Source organism: Streptomyces sp. NPDC003247 (assembly GCF_042888135.1).
In the GTDB taxonomy this organism is placed as follows: Bacteria; Actinomycetota; Actinomycetes; order Streptomycetales; family Streptomycetaceae; genus Streptomyces.
In genome coordinates this window covers 205,191-223,024 of sequence record NZ_JBIAPF010000005.1, presented here as the reverse complement: position 1 = coordinate 223,024, position 17,834 = coordinate 205,191, and the positions used below count along the sequence as shown (strand labels likewise).

Here is a 17,834-nt window from a genome sequence, read left to right as displayed (position 1 = left end):
AGATTTCGGGCGTCTCGGCAGCCGACACCACCCGTTCGTTCCACCGCTGCCTCCGCCTGCCGCCGAACCCGGGAGACCGACATCCATGGCAAGCCGCGATCCGTCACGCCCCAACGTCCTGCTGATGCTCTCCGACGATCAGGGACCCTGGGCGCTGGGCTGCGCCGGAAACCATGAGATACACACCCCGCGCCTGGACGCCCTGGCCGCGAGCGGCCTGCGCCTGAGCCGGTTCTTCTGCACCTCACCGGTCTGCTCCCCGGCCCGCGCCTCCCTGTTCACCGGCCGGCTCCCCTCCCAGCACGGCGTCCACGACTGGCTGTCGTACCACCACGCCGGCCGCACCGGCCTCGACTTCCTGGCCGGCCAGACCCTCTTCACCGACCTGCTCGCCGACGCCGGCTACCGGCTCGGCCTCAGCGGCAAGTGGCACCTGGGCGCCAACGACCGCCCCCGCAAGGGCTTCGTCCACTGGTACGCCCACGAGAGCGGCGGCGGACCCTACCGGGGCGCGCCCATGTACCGGGACGGCGTCCGCACCGAGGAACCCGCCTACCTCACCGACGCGCTCGCCGCCGACGCGGAACGCTTCCTGGACGCCGAGGCCGACCGCCCCGAACCCTTCCATCTCTCGCTGCACTTCACCGCTCCGCACAAGCCCTGGAAGGGACAGCACCCGCGCGCGTACACGGCCCTGTACGAGGACTGCCCGTTCGACACCTGCCCGCAGGGGCCCCCGCACCCCTGGCAGCCCCTGGACGCCGACGGCTCCCCGGTCGGCGGCGAATCCGACACCCGCCAGGCCCTGATCGGCTACTTCGCCGCGACCACCGCGATGGACGCCGCCATCGGCCGCGTCCTGGACCGCCTCGACACCCTCGGCCTCACCCGGTCGACCTTGGTGATCTTCACCAGCGACAACGGGTTCAACGCCGGCCACCACGGCATCTGGGGAAAGGGCAACGGCACCTTCCCGCAGAACATGTACGACAGCTCGGTCTTGGTCCCGTTCCTCGCCGCCCAGCCCGGCCGGATCCCCGCCGGCCGCGTCAGCGACGCCCTGCTCTCCCAGTACGACCTGCTGCCCACCCTCCTCGACCACCTCGGCCTGGACCCCCTCGCCCCCGACCCGGCCCGGCCGCCGCTGCCCGGCCGCTCCTTCGCCGGTCTGCTCGACGGCACCGGCGACACCGCCGGCCACGACCGGGTCGTCGTCTACGACGAGTACGGGCCGGTGCGCATGATCCGCACCCGTGACCGGAAGTACGTCCACCGCCACCCGCACGGCCCGCACGAGCTGTACGACCTCACCGCCGACCCCGGCGAGGACCACAACCTCGCCGACGACCCCGAGCACCGCGCGCTGCGCACCGCGCTGGCCGCCCGGCTGGACGAGTGGTTCGCCGCCCACATCGATCCGGCCCTGGACGGCGCCCGTCTCCCGGTCGCCGGCACCGGGCAGCGCACCCCGGTGGGTCCGGGCTCCCTCGCCACCGCCTTCGAGCCGCCACCGGGCGGCTGAACACCGCGGCCCGTCAGAAGAAGTCGCACGAGGCCCCGGCTCCGCTCTTCGGGAGGAAGGTGTCGCGTTCCACGTCCGTCAGATCACGCCCCACCGCCTCCCACAGCTGATCGATCGCCTCCTCCGCGCCGGGAAGGCTGACGCGCCACAGCTCGACGGCGCCGGCGTCGTCCCCCGTGACGAGCGTCTCGCCGTCCGGGCCGAAGTCCACCGCGCCGACGGACTCGTCGGGTCCGCGCAGGGTTCCACGGATCAGCCCCGAGGCGGCGTCCCAGAGGAGGATCCGCCCGTCGTCGTGGGCCGTGGCCACGGTGCGCCCGTCGGGACTGAACGCCACGGCCGTCGCATGGGCGTTGTATCCGGTCAGGACCCGCCGCACCCGGCCGGTGGCCACGTCCCACAGGTGTACGTCACCGGTCACCACCGCCAGGGTGCGGCCGTCCGGGCTGAACGCGACATCGCCCGGACCCTCCGGTTCCGTCAGCTCACGGCCGACCTGGCCGGCGCGCACGTCCCAGAGCCGTACCACGGAGGCGCTCAGGTCGGAGTCCGCGAGGACGGTGCCGTCCGGGCTGAAGGCGAGGGCCTGGGGCGGGAGGCGGTGACCCGGGGTCTCGAGGTCGCCGCGCGGCCGGGCGGTGGCCGGATCCCACAGGTGGACGGCCTCGTCGGTCCCGACCGCGAGCGTCCGGCCGTCGGGGCTGAAGGCCACCGCGTCCCCCAGGGAGACGTACCGCCGGACCCATGTCTGCTCGCCGGTGCGGGTGTTCCACAGCCGCACCGTGCCGTCCAGACCGCTGGTGGCGAGGGTCCGCCCGTCAGGGCTGAACGCCAGGGCCTGCACGAAGGAACGGTTGCCCACCATGGTGGCCCGGAGCCGGCCTGTCGTGGTGTCCCACACGCGGGCTGCGTAGTCACGGCCCGCACTGGCCACGGTCCGGCCGTCGGGGCTGAACCGCACGTCCTAGACGCCGCGAGGGTGGCTGCCCAGGACCCTGCGCTCGACCGTGCCGTCCCACCAGCGCAGCGCGCCGCCGTCGTCGACGCTGAGCAGCGTGCGCCCGTCAGGGCTGAACGCCACGTCCTCCACCTCTCCGGTGGGTCCGGCGAGGACATCGAGGGCACGTCCGCTGGTGGCGTCCCACAGCCGGACGGTCATGTCCCAGCTCCCGGTCGCCACGGTGCGCCCGTCGGGACTGAACGCCACCACGCCGACGAGATCGGTGTGTCCGGTGAGCCGTGTGCGGACGCGGCCCGTGGCCGGATCCATCAGCACGACCGTGTTGTCCAGTTGGGCCGCGAGGGTCCGGCCGTCCGGGGCGTAGACGAGCCGGCTCAGCACGGTGTCGAAGGAGCCGTCGAGCACGTGGACGACGCGTCCGTTGCCGGATCGGACGCGGATGCGGCCGTCGGTGTCGTGGGTGGCGAGGGTCCTGCCGTCCGGGCTGCGGGCGAAGCCCGCGTCCACGCCCTGGACGGTGCCGAGCGGCCGGCCGTCCCGGACGTCCCAGATCCGCAGCGTCTCGTCCTCGCCCGCCGACGTCAGCGTCCGGCCGTCGACGCCGTACTGCACGGTGAGCACGGCGCCGCGGTGCCCCCGCAGCACACGGACGACCTTCCGCTTCGCCACGTCGACGATCCGCACGACGCGGGACTCGCCTCCCACTGCGAGGTACCGGCCGTCCGGGCTGAAGGACAGCGTGTACACGCTCTGCCCGTCCGACAGAACGAGCCCGGCCCCGCGGCCGGTCCCGAGGTCCCAGAACTCCACGTAGCCTCGGGACCCGCCGGTCGCCACCAGACGGCCGTCCCGGCCGACCGCCATGGCGTTCGGCGCGTCGTCATGGGGGTGGCTCCGCCGCCGCAGCCGGCCGGCGGCCGCGGCGAACAGGGCCGCCTTCGCCTCCGGGGTGCGACCGGCCTGGTACGCGCACATGGCCAGCAGGGAGGCCAGGTCGGGGTTGTCGTCGAGGTGGGCGGTGGACTGCGCGGCGATCTGCCGGGACAGGGCGAGCCGCTCGTTGTCGAGGGCCTCGTCACGTTGCCACACGGCGACCCCGGTGGCGGTCAGGGCCAGCACGAGGAATCCGATCAGAACGGCGTTGAACCGCCAGGCGCGGCGCAGGGCGGCCTGCTGCGCGCGCCGGCCGGCGGCGACGTAGCGCGCGACGTCCTCGGGCAGCACGCGCCGGGCGGCCCATTCCAGTGCCTCCGCCAGGTCGCTGCCGCCCAGCAGATCCCCGGGACGGCGCTCGCCGTGCTCGTTCCAGCGGCGGCACCGTTCCTCCGCGCGGCGCAGCCACGTACCGAACCGCTCGTCCCGTTCGACGCGCTCGACCAGGTTCTCCCAGCCGTACGCCAGCACGTCGTGTCGGAGCTCCACCATGGTCGTGCCGTCCGGACGGCCGTCGCCGCCGGAGTGCGTGGTGACGATGTGGTGTGCGACGAGCAGCGCGAGAACGGCGGCCGCGGTCCGGCGGGCGGGCTCGCGGTCCTCGTCGGCGCGCCGCCGGCGGTCCCCGTCGGCGCGCCGCCGGCGGTCGGAGGCACCGGTCGTCGTACGGCCCGCGCCGCCGTCGCCCGTCCCGGAGCCGGGGGCGTGGCTCGCCATGTCGAGGAGGGTGGTCCGCGCGACCTGCCTGCGGGTGGCGGGCAGTTGCCGGGCCGGATCGGGAGACCGTACGAGGGGCGTGAGCAGGGTCCAGGCGACGTCCCGCTGGGCAGCGGGCAGTTGGTCGATCACGGAGTCGCACCACCGGGGGAGGGCTCCGGTGTACCCGCCGATGCGCTTGTACGAGGCATGGGACAGCACGCCGTCCCTGCGCTGCTCCCACAGCGTGCTGAGCATGAGCTGCAACGGCGTCAGCACGGTGACGGGGACCGGTCGGCTCGGCCGCGCACGGTGTCGGCGGCGAGCACGTCGGCGATGATGCGTTCGGGCAGTCCGTCGGCGTAGCGGGCGCCGGCGTCCCGCACCGGACGGACGATGATGTCCCGCAGGTCGTCCTGGCCGAGGGTGGCCGGCACGTTGAGCGGGCCCCCTTCGACCGCTGCCAGCAACTCGGGTGCCCAGGCGGCCAGTCGGGGGTAGAAGTCGTCCCTCATGACGAGGAGGACGGAGAGGGGGCGCCCGATTCCACGGCCCGGGTCAGCCGGCCGAGGTGGCGCGCGGCCAGGTCGTGGTCGTCCTCCCGGGTGAACTTGGGCCACCGCCGCCTGGAACCCGTCTCCCCACGCCTCCCCGGCCGCGTCGGCCGCGTCGTCCTCCCCCGCCACTGCCGCGTCCCGCTCAGCTTCCGGGCTCCTGCGAGCCGTCGCGGCTCCATGTCACCGTCACCTTGAGATGGGCCCCCACGCCGCCCTTGGCGACGACGGCACCGAGTTCGGACGTCAGGTCGAGCCCGAACTCGATCTGCACCTCGGAGGTGTCGTCCTGCCGCAACTGCTGCAAGGTGGTACGCGCCAGCTCCACGGCAGGCGTCAGCGCCTGGTGCAACGTGCCGGGAAAGTCACGGACCGCATCACTCAGGCGTCCCGCCTTGACCGGCCCGGCACCGGACTCGTCCGGCGCCTCGAACAGCACTTGGCCGCCGTCCGGCAGCGGAACACGCACGGCACCGCGCACCATAGCTCCCCCTTTTTCCCACCCCGAGCAGTACGGCGCAGCCTAGCCGAGCCGGACGTCTCGGCACGGGCTCATCGAGAACGACGCCCGTGACAGCGCGAGACGGGCAGGTCAGGGCTTGAGGAGGCTCTTGATGGCCCGACGCTCGTCCATGGCCCTGTACCCCTCGGCGACCTGGTCCAGGGGAAGGGTGAGGTCGAAGACCTTGCCGGGGTCGATCCGGCCGGTCAGGACGCGGTCGATCAGGTCGGGCAGGTAGCGGCGCACGGGGGCGGGGCCGCCGCGCAGACCGACGTGGGAGAAGAACAGTTCCTGCCCGTCGACGGCGACCCCGTGGGGGACGCCGACGAAGCCGACGTTGCCGCCGGGGCGCGCGGAGTGCAGGGCCTGCCGCATGGCCTGGTCGGTGCCCACGCATTCCAGGACCGCGTCGGCGCCGATCCCGTCGGTGAGGTCCTGGACGCGGGCGACGCCCTCGTCGCCGCGCTCGGTGACGATGTCGGTGGCGCCGAACGCACGGGCGAGCCTCTGCCGCGGCTCATGGCGGCTCATCACGATGATCCGCTCCGCGCCCATCTCCCTGGCCGCGATCACCGCGCACAGGCCGACGGCGCCGTCGCCGACCACGACCGCGGTCGCACCGGGCTCGACCTCCGCGGCGTCGGCGGCCCACCAGCCGGTGCCCATGACGTCGGAGACGGCCAGCAGGCCGGGCCACAGTGCCTCGTCGGGCGTCCCGTCGGTGGCGACCAGGGTGCCCTGGGCGTTGGGTATGCGGACGTGGTCGGCCTGGCAGGTGGTCATGAACTGGCGGTTGAGGCAATGGGACGGGAAGCCGTTGCGGCAGTTCGCGCAGGTGTTGTCCGAGGTGGCGAACGACCCGACGACGAACTGGCCCGGCTTGACGGCGGTGACCTCACTGCCGACCTCTTCCACGACACCGACGTACTCGTGCCCCATGGGATGGGCGTCGCCGATCGGTTCGAGGCCGCGGTAAGGCCACAGGTCGGAGCCGCACACACAGGTGACGGCCGTGCGGATGATCGCGTCGGTCGGCTGGAGGATCTCCGGGTCGTCCAGGGTCTCGAAGCGGACATCGCCGGGGGCGTGGATCACTGTTCCGCGCATGGGGGGTTCCTTACGTACCGAGGCGTGCGGTGCCGGTCACGTGCCGGCAGACGCCGAGTGCAGGTGCAGGCCCGCCACGGACGGCGAGCCGCCGCCCGTCGGCCGGCCGCGGGCTCCCCGCCCATCCGCGGACGCGGCCGGACGGAGAGCGCCACGCTTTCCAGGAAACCCGCTCGTCACGCGCGCGCCAAGCTCGAACGCCGCGCCGTATGGACCTGCTCGCCGCCAACCAGCTCGCCCGCGCCTTCTACGGCGACGTCCACGCCACGCTCCGGAACCAGGCGAGCCTCGCCCGCTTCGCCTTCCTCGACCCCGTCTCCCGCCGCTTCTATCCCGACTGGCCTCCTAAGAAGCCCTGCGTCTCCTCGCGTCCTGGGCCGCCACCCGGGAAGCCGACTCCGCGCACAGGGCAGCCGGCTGACCGCCTGCTCGCCGATGCGGGTGGTGACGGTGGCGGGGATGACGGTGACAGGGGCCCGGATGCGCGAGCGGCCGGCCCGGACGATGCTGGAGTCATGTCCGGACGCCGTCCCGTGGTGGTGGGCCGGCCGTCGCCGAGCGGCGGGCGGCGGGTTCGCGCGGACGGCGAGATCCTGGGCCTGGCGTACGGCCTGCGGGACGTCGAGGAGTTCCTGCGGCGGGCCGGGCTGGAGAACATCGACGTGACGACGTCGGACCTGATCGAGTGGCGCGGTGGCGGACCGGAGGTGTGGTCGGTCCGCACGTCGTGACGCCGTCGGCGGGTCCGGGTGCCGGGACGGCTCGCAGCCCGGGACCCCGGTGCCGGACCGCGGTCTCACAGCAGTCGCTCCGCGAGGTAGCGCTGGAACTGCCACAACGGGCGTTCCAGGTGGGAGAAGCGGCCGTTGGAGGGGGCCGGGTGGGAGGCCAGGCCCCGCTGGACGCCGCGGACGGCCACCAGGTCCTCTTCCTGGATCCGCTCGATCTGAGCACGTATGCCGGCCAGCTGCTCGGCGAAACCGGGCGTCTGCGGCACTCCGGGCGGGACCATGGCCGTGATCCGCGTGTCGTGGGTGGCGGGCCCGGTGGGCAGCCAGCGGATGCCGACCGCGCTGTCGGGCAGGACCGCCAGGACGAACTGCGGGAAGATCCCGGCGATGAGCATCCCCGGCCGCGCACCCCGGCCGGACCGGGTGCGCCGCCCCAGGCCCGTGCCGTCGCGCCCGGGGTCCGACAGCGGCGTGAACATGGTGAACCAGCGGCCGTCGCACGCGTCGACCTCCGTGTCCCGGCCCGGCAGCGCCGGTTCCAGGGTCGCCGCGTGCGTACCCATGTGGTGGTAGTTCTCGGAGCCGTTCTCCACCGCGACCTTCCAGTTGGCGGGCACGCCCTCCCAGACCCGGGTGTGGACGCTCACCCAGTCCGCGATGCCGAGGCCGCCCAGCCGCAGGTCGAGCCCGCGCAGTCCGGGCGCCGCCGGGGCCGCGCCGGGGTCGAGGTTGAGCAGGACGAAGCCGTTCCAGACCTCGACACGGTGCGCCGGGAGCCGGCAGCCGGCCCGGTCGAAGTCGACCCGCCGCATCAGGGGGGCACCGGCGAGCTGCCCGGCGTACTGGCCGTTCAGCCGGTAGGTCCAGGTGTGGTACGGGCAGGTCAGCCGCTTCAGACAGCCCTGCTCGGGCGCCGTCTCCGGCGGCAGGAGGTCCATGAACCGGTGGCGGCACACCCGGGACAGGGCGTGCAGCTCGCCCTGCTCGTCCCGGGTGATCACCAGGGGTGTGCCGAGGACGTCCAGCCGCAGATAGCTCCCCGGCTCCGGTATCTCCTCGGCGCGTGCCACGCACAGCCACTCCCGCCGGAAGATCCGCTCCACCTCCCATGCGTACAGGTCGGGCGAGGTGTAGGCGCGGGGCGGCAGCGTCTGGCCTCGTTCGAGGGGGAGCGCGGCCAGACGCCGCAGCTCCGCGAGCGTCTCGCGCAGCGCCTCGGGAGCAGCGGACGCGGGGGGCGCGGCGGGCGCGGGGGGCTCGGGCGCCTCGGCCTCGGTCCGGTGGTGAGTCCCGTGGGGAATCCGGTGGTGAGTCCCGTGGAGCGTCATGGTGATCAGCCTTCCTTCCCGGGGTTCAGGGGTGGCGAACCGAAGAGGGACAGTGCGTGCCGCCGGCCGTAGCGGCGGCTGTAGGCGACGGTGACGAGGGCGACGGCGCACAGCAGCGCCAGCCCCTTCGCGCGGTTGAGCGCCGGAACCGACTCCACCGGAAGCAGCAGCGCGATGAGCACTCCGGCCCCGCAGTCCAGCAGTTGGGCGGAGCCCCACAGGACCGTCAGCCGGGTCAGCCCGCTGCGCAGCGCCGGTGAGACGCCCCAGGCCGCTTCCCGGGTGCGCGCGGCGGTGGGCCTGTGCCAGGACTGGACGGCCTGGAAGGCGAAGGGCTTCGCCACGAGGAGCGAGCCCAGGATCCAGAGCCCGGCGGCCGCCGCGAGTCCGGAGTCCTTGACGAGGATGACCCGCGGGCTGCCGGTGAGCAGCGACGTCACGACGCGCACCGCCAGCATGCCCATCATGAACGCCTCGAAGCCGTCCATGCGGCGCCGGGTGGCGGCCACGACGGCCATGCGCGCCAAGGGGACCGCCCCGCTGAGCGTCAGTGCCAGCCATTGGCTGACGCCCTGCGACCGCAGGACGTAGAACACGGCCAGGGGGAGGACCACGGCGATCAGGAGCGGGGTGGCCGCTGACCACCACGTCGGCATGTCGTCTGTTCCGGTTCGACCGTTCGGGGTTCGACCGTTCGGGGTTCGACCGTTCGGGGTTCGACCGTTCGGAGATGCCATACGCAAAACCGTAGGAACCGGCGAAGATCACCTAATCGACGTGAGGCACGATATGCCGGATACATCATTGGATGTACCTCCCGGTCGAGCACCGACCGCAGGGCAGCACTCAGGAGGCCGGCTCGGTGCGGGTGCCGGCCCCGGACAGCGCGGACGAGTCCGGGTCGGGGAGACGCGCGATCATCCGCAGCGCGCGGGTGACGGTTTCCGCGTACGACGACCCCGTCGACGTATCGGACCGCAGGGCCCAGTCCTCCACCCCGATGCGCAGTGCCGTGTTCAGCACGCCCGCTTCCATACGGACGGCGAGGTCGTCGGCGGTCCGGCCGGTGCGGTCGGCGATCACGGCGGCGAAGGCCGCTTCGGCGTCGTGGTGGACCTGGAGCCAGACGGCGTGCAGTCCCGGCTCGACACGGCACAGACGTATGAGGTCGCGCAGCACCTCCAGGCGCTGTCCGCCGTCCTCGCGACGGTGGACGCGCATGACCGCTTCGGCGAGCGGGCGGTCCCCCCTCCAGTCCCCCAGGCGGTCCGTCAGCATCTCCAGACCTTCGGTGAGCAGAGGCCGTACGCACTCCTCCTTGGAGCGGAAGTAGCGCCACAACGTGCGGGTGGAGATCCCCGCGGCGGAGGCGATGTCCTCCGCGGTGGTCGCCGCCACCCCGTGGGCGCCGAAGAGCCGGACCGCCTCTTCGGCGATCTCCGTACGGGTCTCGGCGCGCCGCCGCTCGGTCAAGGGCGGTCGCCCGGTCGATCCCCCGGCCCGTCCGGCCATCGTCCCTCCTCCGACGTCCTGTGCTCGCCCGACCTTATGCCGCCCGACGCCCGCCTGCCCGACGCCCGACGCCCGACGCCCGCCTGGCGGCCTGGCCGCCTGGCCGCCTGGCCGCCTGGCCGCCTGGCCGCCAGAGGGTTGACACATCCTGTCTCAATGTCGCTCCCCGACTTTATGTCGCAGCGTGCCAAAAACTATTACGCTGACGCCACGTCAACCCCGAGGAAGAGAGCAGAGGAGCCCGCATGGGTGTCACCGGCCTGTCCGGCAGGAGCGTCATCGTCACCGGAGCCGCCTCCGGCATAGGCCGTGCCACGGCGCTGCGATTCGCCGCGGAGGCGGCGAACGTCGTCGTCGCCGACCTGGACGCCGGCGGGGCGAAGAGTGTCGTCGACGCGATCGAGGCGGCGGGGGGAACGGCCGTGGCCGTCACGGGTGACCTGAGCGACAGCGCGGTCGTCGACCGGGTGACGGCGACCGCGGTCGACACCTTCGGCGGGGTCGACGTCCTGGTCAACAACGCGGGCGTCATGGACAGCATGTCGGCCACGGCGGACGTCACCGACGCGGAGTGGGAGCGGGTGCTGCGCATCAACCTCACCGCGCCGTTCCTGCTGACGAGGTCCGTGCTGCCGCACATGCTCGCGGCCGGACGCGGAGCCATCGTCACCACCGCGTCGGAGGCGTCGCTGCGCGGAAGCGCGGCGGGGACCGCCTACACCGTCTCCAAGCACGGCCTCCTCGGACTCACCCGCTCCCTCGCGGTGATGTACCGGGACAAGGGCATCCGCGCCAACGCCATCGCCCCGGGCGGCACGATCACCAACATCACGAATGGCATCGGCGTGGACGGGGAGGCCCACGGACCGGCCGTCATCGGCAGGCACATGACCAACATGGGCCGGGTGTCGGACCCGGAGGAACAGGCCGCCGCCATCGTCTACCTCGCCTCCGACGCGGCGAGCAGCGTCAACGGCGTCGTCCTGCCGGTGGACAACGGCTGGGCAGCCGTCTGACCCGCGCACCGCCCGGCGCACGGATCGCGGCCGCGCCGGCCACCACCACCCACCCCCTACCCCCAGCTCCCCACTGCCCCCAGCCCACCCCCACCCCCACCCCCCAACGCCCGCTGTCCCCAGAACGATCCGCGGAGCAAGCAGAGGAAGAAGGCACAGATGGCCACCCCCCACACCGCGTCCGAGCCGGCGCGACCCGGCCCGGCGGACCTGGGATTCGATCCGGATGCCGTGCGCGAGCGCTACCGGGCCGAGCGCGACCGGCGGATCCGCCCCGACGGCAACCGCCAGTACCTTCGCACCACAGGCGAGTTCGGCCACTTCGACGACGACCCGCACGCCGGCCCCGACACCGGCCGGCGCCCCCTGGACGACCACGTCGAGGCGGTGGTCGTGGGCGGCGGGTTCGGCGGGCTGCTGGCCGGCGCCCGACTGCGCCAGGCGGGCCTGCGGAACATCCGGATCATCGAGAAGGGCGCGGACTTCGGCGGCACCTGGTACTGGAACCGGTACCCGGGAATCCACTGCGACATCGAGTCGTACGTCTACCTGCCGCTGCTCGAGGAGGTCGGCTACGTCCCCCGGTGGAAGTACGCTCCGGGCGAGGAGATCCGGCAGCACGCCCAGGCGATCGCGACCCGCTTCGACCTCTACCGCGACGCCTGCTTCCGGACCCAGGTCACCGAACTGCGCTGGAACGAGGCCGCGGCCGAGTGGACCGTAAGCACCGACCGCGGCGACCGCATGAGCGCCCGGTACGTCGTGGTGGCGACCGGCCTGCTCAGCCAGCCCAAACTGCCCGGCATCCCGGGGATCGAGACCTTCCGGGGGCACATGTTCCACACCAGCCGCTGGGACTACGACTACACCGGCGGCGACGCGAACGGCGGCCTGGACAAGCTCGCCGACCGGCGCGTGGCGCTCATCGGCACGGGGGCGACGGCCATCCAGGTCGTACCGCACCTCGGGCGGGACGCCGGACATCTGTACGTGTTCCAGCGCACGCCGTCCTCGGTGGACGTGCGCGGGCAGCGCCCCACCGACCCCGAGTGGGCGGCCTCGCTGACGCCCGGCTGGTCCCGGCGCCGCCGGGACAACTTCCTCGCCGTCGTCACGGGCGGCCCGGCCGAGGAGGACCTGGTGGCCGACGGCTGGACCAGCAGCGCCCGCCTCCAGCAGAAGCTCGTGCCGAGCGACGGCTACGCCAACCTCGCGCCCGGGGAACGCGAACGCCTCGAGGAGATCGCCGACTTCCAGAAGATGGACCAGTTGCGGGGCCGGGTGGACGAGATCGTCGAGGACCCGTCGACGGCCGGGGCGCTCAAGCCGTGGTACCGCTACATGTGCAAGCGGCCCACGTTCAGCGACACGTACCTCCAGACGTTCAACCGCCCCAACGTCACCCTCGTGGACACCGCCGACCACGGGGGCGTGGAGCGCATCACCGAGCGGGCCGTCGTGGTCGGCGGGGTGGCGTACGAGGTCGACTGCGTCGTCTTCGGAACCGGCTTCGAGGTCGGCGTCTCCGGACTGCTGTCCGGCCGTCTCCCCGCGTACGGCAGGGACGGGGTCGCCCTGCTGGACGCCTGGAAGGCCGGCCCGAGGACGCTCCACGGGTACTGCACCCGGGGCTTCCCCAACCTGTTCATGCTCGGTTCGGTGCAGAGCGCCAGTGCCGTGAACTACGCGCACGTCCTGGACGAACAGGCGACGCACGTCGCCGAGGTGGTCCGTGAGGCGCGCGGGCGCCGGGCCCGGTACGTGGAGCCGACGGCCGAGGCCGAGGACGCCTGGGTGGCCACGATCCGGGAGAAGGCGGCCGACCTGTACGCGTTCCAGGCCGAGTGCACCCCCGGCTACTACAACGGCGAGGGCATGCCCAGGCCGCGCAGCGAGTCGTACGGCGACGGCCCGGCCGCGTTCTTCGAACTGCTCCGGCGCTGGCGCGCGGACGGAGGGATGAGCGAGGTCCTCGGCACGTGACCCCGGCCGTCCGGACGAACCGCGGCCCGCGGCCCGCGCCCCACGGCCCGCGCCCCACACCCCGCGGCGCACAACCCGCAGCCCGCGACCCTCAGCCCACACCCCGCGGCCCACAGCCCGGCCACGACGCCCATGGACAGACAGGAAGCGAAGTGAGCACGCGATCGAGCAGGTTCGACGACGGGGAACACCGCCGGCCCACGAGTGCGCGCCGGCGGATACGGAGGCTCAACCCGCCCAACCCGCTGTGGGGTTCCAACGGTGTCGCGTTCGGACCCGACGGGCGGCTGTACGTCGCCCAGTTCCTCGCCGGGCGGATCAGCGCCGTGGACCCGGCCGACGGGGACGTCGAGGTGGTGGTGCCGGCGGACGGCCCGGTCCGGTCGCCGGACGACCTCGCCTTCGGCGCGGACGGCTCGATGTACATCGCCGATCTGGTCCCCGGCCGGGTGTGGCGCCGCAGTCCCCGGGGCGAGTACACGTCGGTCTCGGAGGAGGTGGCGGTCCCCAACGGCATCACCTGCGTCGGCGACCGGCTCTTCGTCAACGAGATGAAGATGGACGGCCGCCTGCTCGAACTGTTCCCGGAGGGCGGCGACCCGGTCGTCCTCACCGGCGGGATCGCCCTCGGCAACGCGATGCAGCTCGGCCCGGACGGCTGCCTGTACTACCCGCACATGGTCAGCAACCAGGTGTGGCGCATCTCCCCCGACGGCGGTGAGCCCGAGGTCGTCGCCGAGGACGTGCACGACCCGGTCGCGGTCCGCTTCGACAGGGGCGGCGTCCTGCACGTGCTGTCACGGGGCCCCGAGGGCTTCGTCACCCGCATCGACCTCCACGGCAGCGGATCCCGGTCGCTCGTCACCAGCGGGCTGGTGGGACTGGACAACGCGGCGTTCGACGCGGAGAACCGCATGTACGTCTCCAGCTACGCCGCCGGCGGCATCACCGAACTGCACCCCGACGGCCGCACCCGCGCGATCGTCCCCCGCGGCCTGAACGGCCCCTACGGCGTGACGGTCGACCTGGGCGGCACGGTGTACGCCGCCGACCACTACCGCGTGGCACGCCCCCAGCCCACCGACGGCGACGCCGACCGCGGCACCGGCACCGGCACCGGCACCGGCACCAACTGCGACACCGACACCGTCGGCAGGGACGCGTCGGGCGGCGTGACCACGGAGGCACTCCTCGTCTTCACCCACGGCATCACGGCCGACCGCGGGCTCCTGCACCTCACCTCGCAGTACGGCACCGTCCAGACCTACGACCCCGCACGCGGCACCGGCAGGGTCCGGGCGACCGGCCTGAGCCGGCCCCTGGGCATCGCGGTACGGGCGGACGGCGCGCTCGTGGTCGCCGAGACGGACGCCGGCCGGATCGTCGCCATCGACGAGGACGACACCGTCACGGTCGTCGCCGAAGGGCTCGGACACCCCGTGGACGTGGCGTTCGACGCCGAGCAGCGCTGCTACGTCAGCGACGACCGGCTGGGAGCGGTGCTGCGGATCGACGGAACGGACCGGGCGGTGCCCGTGGCGGAGGGACTCGGTTCCCCGCAGGGCTTGGCCGTCAGCGGCGACGAACTGTTCACCGTGGACACCGGTCAGCGCAGACTGTGGGCGATATCGCTGACCACCGGGGAGCGCAGGATCGACGCCGAGGACCTGGCCGTCGGCACGCCCCCGGGCGTCGCCCGCCGTGCCGAGCCCGCCCTCTTCGCCCACGGCATGCCCGGTCTGCCGGCCGGGTTCGCGGGCCTCGCCGCGGCGCCGGACGGTTCCCTCGTCCTCTCCGCCGACGGAGACGGCACCGTACTGCGCCTGTCCCCGCCGCACGACGGCGCCTGAGGAGGGGGACGGGAGCCTCAGGGCAGTTTCACCGTCACGCAGGCAGGAGCGGTCGGGGAACGGGTGGTGCACTGGCTCTTGCCCTTGTCCCCGCTGTTGGAGACGTTGATCGTGAGGTAGGTGGCGCTGTCCGGCACCGTGAGCGGGATGGTGATCCTCTGGTCCACCTCGCCCATGTCGTCGGGCCGGAGCGAGGCCGCGTAGAGCTCCGTGTCCGCCCGGTCGTCGTCCGGCGCGTACAGCGACCGCGCGAACGCGGCCACGTGGTCGTTGCGGTCGACGCCGACGGCGTGGACGGTGAACGTCAGCGACAGGTGGGGCCGCTGCCCCGTCAGGCTCACGCTGGTGACGGTCGGCCTGCCGTTGCCGGCGGCGGCGAGGGTCGCGACGACCAGCGAGGCGACGAGAGCCGCGACGTAGGCCGTGCTCCCGATGATCAGAAGCGGCTTCCGGTGGGTGAAGTACGCGTAGAGGCACAGGGCGACGGCGGTGATGGCCAGCGCGGGCGCGACCAGGGTCCACACCGTGTGGTTGTTCAGCGCGACGAACAGCCTGTCGCTGTTCATGCCCAGGGCGGTGAGCAGGCCCGCCAGCGCGATGAGCGAGCCCCACAGGGTGTTCGTCACCTCGCCGAACGGATTCTCGGCCTCCTCCGCCGACGGGGGCGCCTCCTCTTCGGCGGAGCGTCCGTCGTCCCTGGCCGCGGAACGGTTCGCCGTCCCGCCTCCTTCCGCCGCTTCCCTCGCTTCCGCCGCTTCCCCCGCTTCCCCCGCAGACATGGCCGACATCCTCACCTCGGGGCCGCTCCCGCCACAAGAGGCCCGACCTGTACCTGTCGTGAACAGCCGTGCCGGCCACCCGCGCCACCGCGCCGCCGCGGCACCGCACTGCTCGTTCCCGGTGTCCGGCGCCCTCCCCTCCCCATGCAGTAAGCGCTTTCTGGAGAAAGCGCTTACTGCGCTTTAGAGTGAGGCCCGGACGACGCACGCTCCCTACGCCGGAGGACCAGCAGATGACCACGCACAGGCCCTGGCCGCTCGACATCCCGGGCATCGCCTACGGCGGTGACTACAACCCCGAGCAATGGCCCGTGGACGTCCAGGTGGAGGACGTCGAGCTGATGCGCCGGGCCGGTGTGAACCTGGTCAGTGTCGGCATCTTCTCCTGGGCCCGGCTCGAACCCCGGGAGGGCGTGTACGACTTCGGCTGGCTCGACGCCGTGCTGGACCGCCTGCACGCCGCGGGCATCCGGGTCGCGCTCGCCACCGCCACCGCCTCCCCGCCGCCCTGGCTGACGCGCGCGCACCCGGAGATCCTGCCCCGCACCGCCGACGGCACCGTCCTCCACCAGGGCAGCCGGCAGTCCTACGCCGTCTCCTCCCCCGTGTTCCGGGAGTACGCGGTCCGGATGACCCGTAAAGTCGCCGAGCGCTACCGGGACCATCCCGCGCTCGCGCTGTGGCACGTGGACAACGAACTCGGCTGCCACGTCCCGCACGACCACTCGGACGCCGCGGCGGACGCCTTCCGCGGCTGGCTCGCCCGGCGGTACGGCACCGTCGACGCGCTCAACGCCGCGTGGGGGACGGCCTTCTGGTCACAGCGCTACGACTCCTTCGACGAGGTCCTGCCCCCGCTCGCCGCTCCGACCACCGTCAACCCCACCCAGCAGCTCGACTTCGCCCGGTTCTGCTCCGACGAGCACCTCACCCACTACCGGGCCCTGCGCGAGGTGCTGCGCGAGGTCACCCCGCACGTGCCGGCCACCACGAACTTCATGATGACCACCCGGACCAAGTGGCTCGACTACTTCTCCTGGACGGCCGACATGGACGTGGTCGCCAACGACCACTACACCATCGCGGCCGACCCCGAGGCCCACATCGAGCTCGCGTTCTGCGCCGACCTCAGCCGCGGTGTCGCCGGGGGCGAACCGTGGATGCTCATGGAGCACTCCACCTCGGCCGTCAACTGGCAGCCCCGCAACCGCCCCAAGGGGCCCGGCGAGATGCTGCGCAACTCCCTCACCCATGTGGCACGCGGCGCCGACGCCGTGATGTTCTTCCAGTGGCGGCAGTCCGCGGCGGGCTCGGAGAAGTACCACTCGGCGATGGTGCCCCACGCCGGACCGGACAGCGACGTCTTCCGCGACACCGTCGAACTCGGCCGCCGGCTGAGCGCCCTCGCACCCGTCCGGGGCAGCAGGGTCCGCGCCCGGGCGGCGCTCGTCTTCGACTACCCGTCCTGGTGGGGCAGCGAGCTCGACAGCCACCCCACCGAGGCGCTGCGCTACCCGGACGAGGTCATGCGCTGGTACCGCGCCCTGTGGCGGCGCGGGATCACCGTCGACGTCGTCGGCGCGCAGAGCGATCTCACCGGCTACCCGCTGGTCGTCGTCCCCACCCTCTACACCGTCACCGACCAGGACGCCGCCCGGATCGCCGAAGCGGCGCACTCCGGGGCCTCGGTGCTCATCACCTTCTTCAGCGGCATCACCGACGAGCACGACCACGTACGCCTCGGCGGCTACCCCGGGGCCTTCCGCGAACTGCTCGGTGTGCGGACGGAGGAGTTCTGGCCGCTGCTGGAGAACGAGACCCCGCTGCTCGACGACGGCGGCCGAGCGGACCTGTGGAGCGAGAAGACCCGTCTCGACGGCGCGCGGGCCGTGCGCACCTGGGCGGAGGGACCGCTGGCCGGGCGCCCCGCCGTCACCCGCAACAGCACCGGCCGGGGCGCCGCCTGGTACGTGGCGACCCGCCTGGACGAGGCCGGCACGGCCGCCGTCCTCGACGCGCTGCTCGCCGAGGCGGGCGTCTCGGCGGAGGTGCCGGGGCTGCCCGCCGGGGTGGAGGCCGTCCGGCGCCACGCCGACGACGGCTCCCGTTTCCTGTTCCTGGTCAACCACACCGACACCGACGTCCCGGTGGCCGTCACCGGCGAGGACCTGGTGAGCGGCGTGGCCACCGGGGAGGACGGGCTCACGCTGCCGGCCGGCGCGGTGGCGGTGATCCGCGAATCCTGAGGCGCGTCCCGTGGCCGCGGTGGGCGCGGGCGAGCGGCGGGGACGCGCCCGGTGCACGGGGGAGGCCCCGTGCCGGGACGACGTGCCGGCGTCCTCACCGTGCGGCGAGCATGG

Annotated in this window: 14 protein-coding genes and 2 pseudogenes; 7 read left to right on the top strand and 9 right to left on the bottom strand. The window is 73.1% G+C overall.

The window, feature by feature from the left end; genetic code table 11:
* The first annotated feature begins 85 nt into the window (after positions 1-85).
* Positions 86-1,522, top strand: a complete 1,437-nt coding sequence (locus ACFYWQ_RS18540) for a sulfatase-like hydrolase/transferase (RefSeq protein WP_389517790.1) — start codon at positions 86-88, stop codon at positions 1,520-1,522.
* A 13-nt stretch (positions 1,523-1,535) separates the two neighbouring features.
* On the opposite strand, the gene ACFYWQ_RS18535 is transcribed toward ACFYWQ_RS18540, so the two are convergent.
* From ACFYWQ_RS18535 to ACFYWQ_RS18515, 5 genes and pseudogenes are all read right to left on the bottom strand, one after another.
* Positions 1,536-1,763: a hypothetical protein gene (locus ACFYWQ_RS18535; RefSeq protein ID WP_389518321.1), complete on the bottom strand. Its 228-nt coding sequence runs from the start codon at positions 1,761-1,763 to the stop codon at positions 1,536-1,538.
* A gap of 39 nt (positions 1,764-1,802) precedes the next feature.
* A pseudogene (locus tag ACFYWQ_RS18530) lies at positions 1,803-4,370 on the bottom strand (WD40 repeat domain-containing protein); the annotation flags it as partial.
* A gap of 14 nt (positions 4,371-4,384) precedes the next feature.
* Positions 4,385-4,732: a hypothetical protein gene (locus ACFYWQ_RS18525; RefSeq protein WP_389518320.1), complete on the bottom strand. Its 348-nt coding sequence runs from the start codon at positions 4,730-4,732 to the stop codon at positions 4,385-4,387.
* Between the two features lie 79 nt (positions 4,733-4,811).
* Positions 4,812-5,150: a CU044_2847 family protein gene (locus ACFYWQ_RS18520; RefSeq protein WP_389517788.1), complete on the bottom strand. Its 339-nt coding sequence runs from the start codon at positions 5,148-5,150 to the stop codon at positions 4,812-4,814.
* Between the two features lie 108 nt (positions 5,151-5,258).
* Entirely contained in the window at positions 5,259-6,275 is a 1,017-nt protein-coding gene (locus ACFYWQ_RS18515; RefSeq protein WP_389517786.1) for a zinc-dependent alcohol dehydrogenase family protein, read from the bottom strand.
* Between the two features lie 209 nt (positions 6,276-6,484).
* Here ACFYWQ_RS18515 and ACFYWQ_RS18510 point away from each other — a divergent pair.
* A pseudogene (locus ACFYWQ_RS18510) lies at positions 6,485-6,607 on the top strand (transcriptional regulator); the annotation flags it as partial.
* Positions 6,608-6,790: 183 nt separating this feature from the next.
* Positions 6,791-7,006: a hypothetical protein gene (locus ACFYWQ_RS18505; protein ID WP_389518319.1), complete on the top strand. Its 216-nt coding sequence runs from the start codon at positions 6,791-6,793 to the stop codon at positions 7,004-7,006.
* Positions 7,007-7,071: 65 nt separating this feature from the next.
* On the opposite strand, the gene ACFYWQ_RS18500 is transcribed toward ACFYWQ_RS18505, so the two are convergent.
* The 3 genes from ACFYWQ_RS18500 to ACFYWQ_RS18490 all read right to left on the bottom strand — a co-directional run bounded on the left by ACFYWQ_RS18500 (position 7,072) and on the right by ACFYWQ_RS18490 (position 9,846).
* On the bottom strand, positions 7,072-8,334 hold the full coding sequence (locus tag ACFYWQ_RS18500; protein WP_389517784.1) for an aromatic ring-hydroxylating dioxygenase subunit alpha: 1,263 nt from the start codon (positions 8,332-8,334) through the stop codon (positions 7,072-7,074).
* Positions 8,335-8,339: 5 nt separating this feature from the next.
* Positions 8,340-8,990, bottom strand: a complete 651-nt coding sequence (locus ACFYWQ_RS18495; protein WP_389517782.1) for a VC0807 family protein — start codon at positions 8,988-8,990, stop codon at positions 8,340-8,342.
* A 190-nt stretch (positions 8,991-9,180) separates the two neighbouring features.
* The gene (locus tag ACFYWQ_RS18490) at positions 9,181-9,846 is read right to left on the bottom strand and encodes a TetR/AcrR family transcriptional regulator (protein WP_389517780.1); all 666 of its coding nucleotides are present in this window, start codon (positions 9,844-9,846) and stop codon (positions 9,181-9,183) included.
* 245 nt (positions 9,847-10,091) lie between these two features.
* On the opposite strand from ACFYWQ_RS18490, the gene ACFYWQ_RS18485 reads away from it, so the two are divergent.
* The 3 genes from ACFYWQ_RS18485 to ACFYWQ_RS18475 all read left to right on the top strand — a co-directional run bounded on the left by ACFYWQ_RS18485 (position 10,092) and on the right by ACFYWQ_RS18475 (position 14,695).
* A complete protein-coding gene (locus tag ACFYWQ_RS18485) occupies positions 10,092-10,862 on the top strand; it encodes an SDR family NAD(P)-dependent oxidoreductase (protein ID WP_389517778.1) in 771 nt (256 codons plus the stop codon).
* Between the two features lie 159 nt (positions 10,863-11,021).
* Positions 11,022-12,845 carry a flavin-containing monooxygenase gene (locus ACFYWQ_RS18480; protein WP_389517776.1) on the top strand — a complete coding sequence of 608 codons (1,824 nt, stop codon included), beginning with the start codon at positions 11,022-11,024 and terminating at the stop codon, positions 12,843-12,845.
* A gap of 152 nt (positions 12,846-12,997) precedes the next feature.
* A complete protein-coding gene (locus ACFYWQ_RS18475; protein WP_389517774.1) occupies positions 12,998-14,695 on the top strand; it encodes a hypothetical protein in 1,698 nt (565 codons plus the stop codon).
* A gap of 17 nt (positions 14,696-14,712) precedes the next feature.
* On the opposite strand, the gene ACFYWQ_RS18470 is transcribed toward ACFYWQ_RS18475, so the two are convergent.
* Complete coding sequence (locus tag ACFYWQ_RS18470; RefSeq protein ID WP_389517772.1) at positions 14,713-15,474, bottom strand: hypothetical protein; 762 nt, start codon at positions 15,472-15,474, stop codon at positions 14,713-14,715.
* Positions 15,475-15,707: 233 nt separating this feature from the next.
* Here ACFYWQ_RS18470 and ACFYWQ_RS18465 point away from each other — a divergent pair, with 233 nt between their 5' ends.
* Entirely contained in the window at positions 15,708-17,720 is a 2,013-nt protein-coding gene (locus ACFYWQ_RS18465) for a beta-galactosidase (protein ID WP_389517770.1), read from the top strand.
* The last annotated feature ends 114 nt before the right edge of the window (positions 17,721-17,834 follow it).

Bases quoted from the DNA above. Each gene is read 5' to 3' on its own strand.
- ACFYWQ_RS18540 (WP_389517790.1), top strand. From the start codon at position 86: ATGGCAAGCCGCGATCCGTCACGCCCCAACGTCCTGCTGATGCTCTCC.
- ACFYWQ_RS18485 (WP_389517778.1), top strand. From the start codon at position 10,092: ATGGGTGTCACCGGCCTGTCCGGCAGGAGCGTCATCGTCACCGGAGCC.
- ACFYWQ_RS18480 (WP_389517776.1), top strand. From the start codon at position 11,022: ATGGCCACCCCCCACACCGCGTCCGAGCCGGCGCGACCCGGCCCGGCG.
- ACFYWQ_RS18495 (WP_389517782.1), bottom strand. From the start codon at position 8,990: ATGCCGACGTGGTGGTCAGCGGCCACCCCGCTCCTGATCGCCGTGGTC.
- ACFYWQ_RS18520 (WP_389517788.1), bottom strand. From the start codon at position 5,150: ATGGTGCGCGGTGCCGTGCGTGTTCCGCTGCCGGACGGCGGCCAAGTG.
- ACFYWQ_RS18490 (WP_389517780.1), bottom strand. From the start codon at position 9,846: ATGGCCGGACGGGCCGGGGGATCGACCGGGCGACCGCCCTTGACCGAG.
- ACFYWQ_RS18515 (WP_389517786.1), bottom strand. From the start codon at position 6,275: ATGCGCGGAACAGTGATCCACGCCCCCGGCGATGTCCGCTTCGAGACC.
- ACFYWQ_RS18465 (WP_389517770.1), top strand. From the start codon at position 15,708: ATGACCACGCACAGGCCCTGGCCGCTCGACATCCCGGGCATCGCCTAC.
- ACFYWQ_RS18505 (WP_389518319.1), top strand. From the start codon at position 6,791: ATGTCCGGACGCCGTCCCGTGGTGGTGGGCCGGCCGTCGCCGAGCGGC.
- ACFYWQ_RS18500 (WP_389517784.1), bottom strand. From the start codon at position 8,334: ATGACGCTCCACGGGACTCACCACCGGATTCCCCACGGGACTCACCAC.
- ACFYWQ_RS18470 (WP_389517772.1), bottom strand. From the start codon at position 15,474: ATGTCTGCGGGGGAAGCGGGGGAAGCGGCGGAAGCGAGGGAAGCGGCG.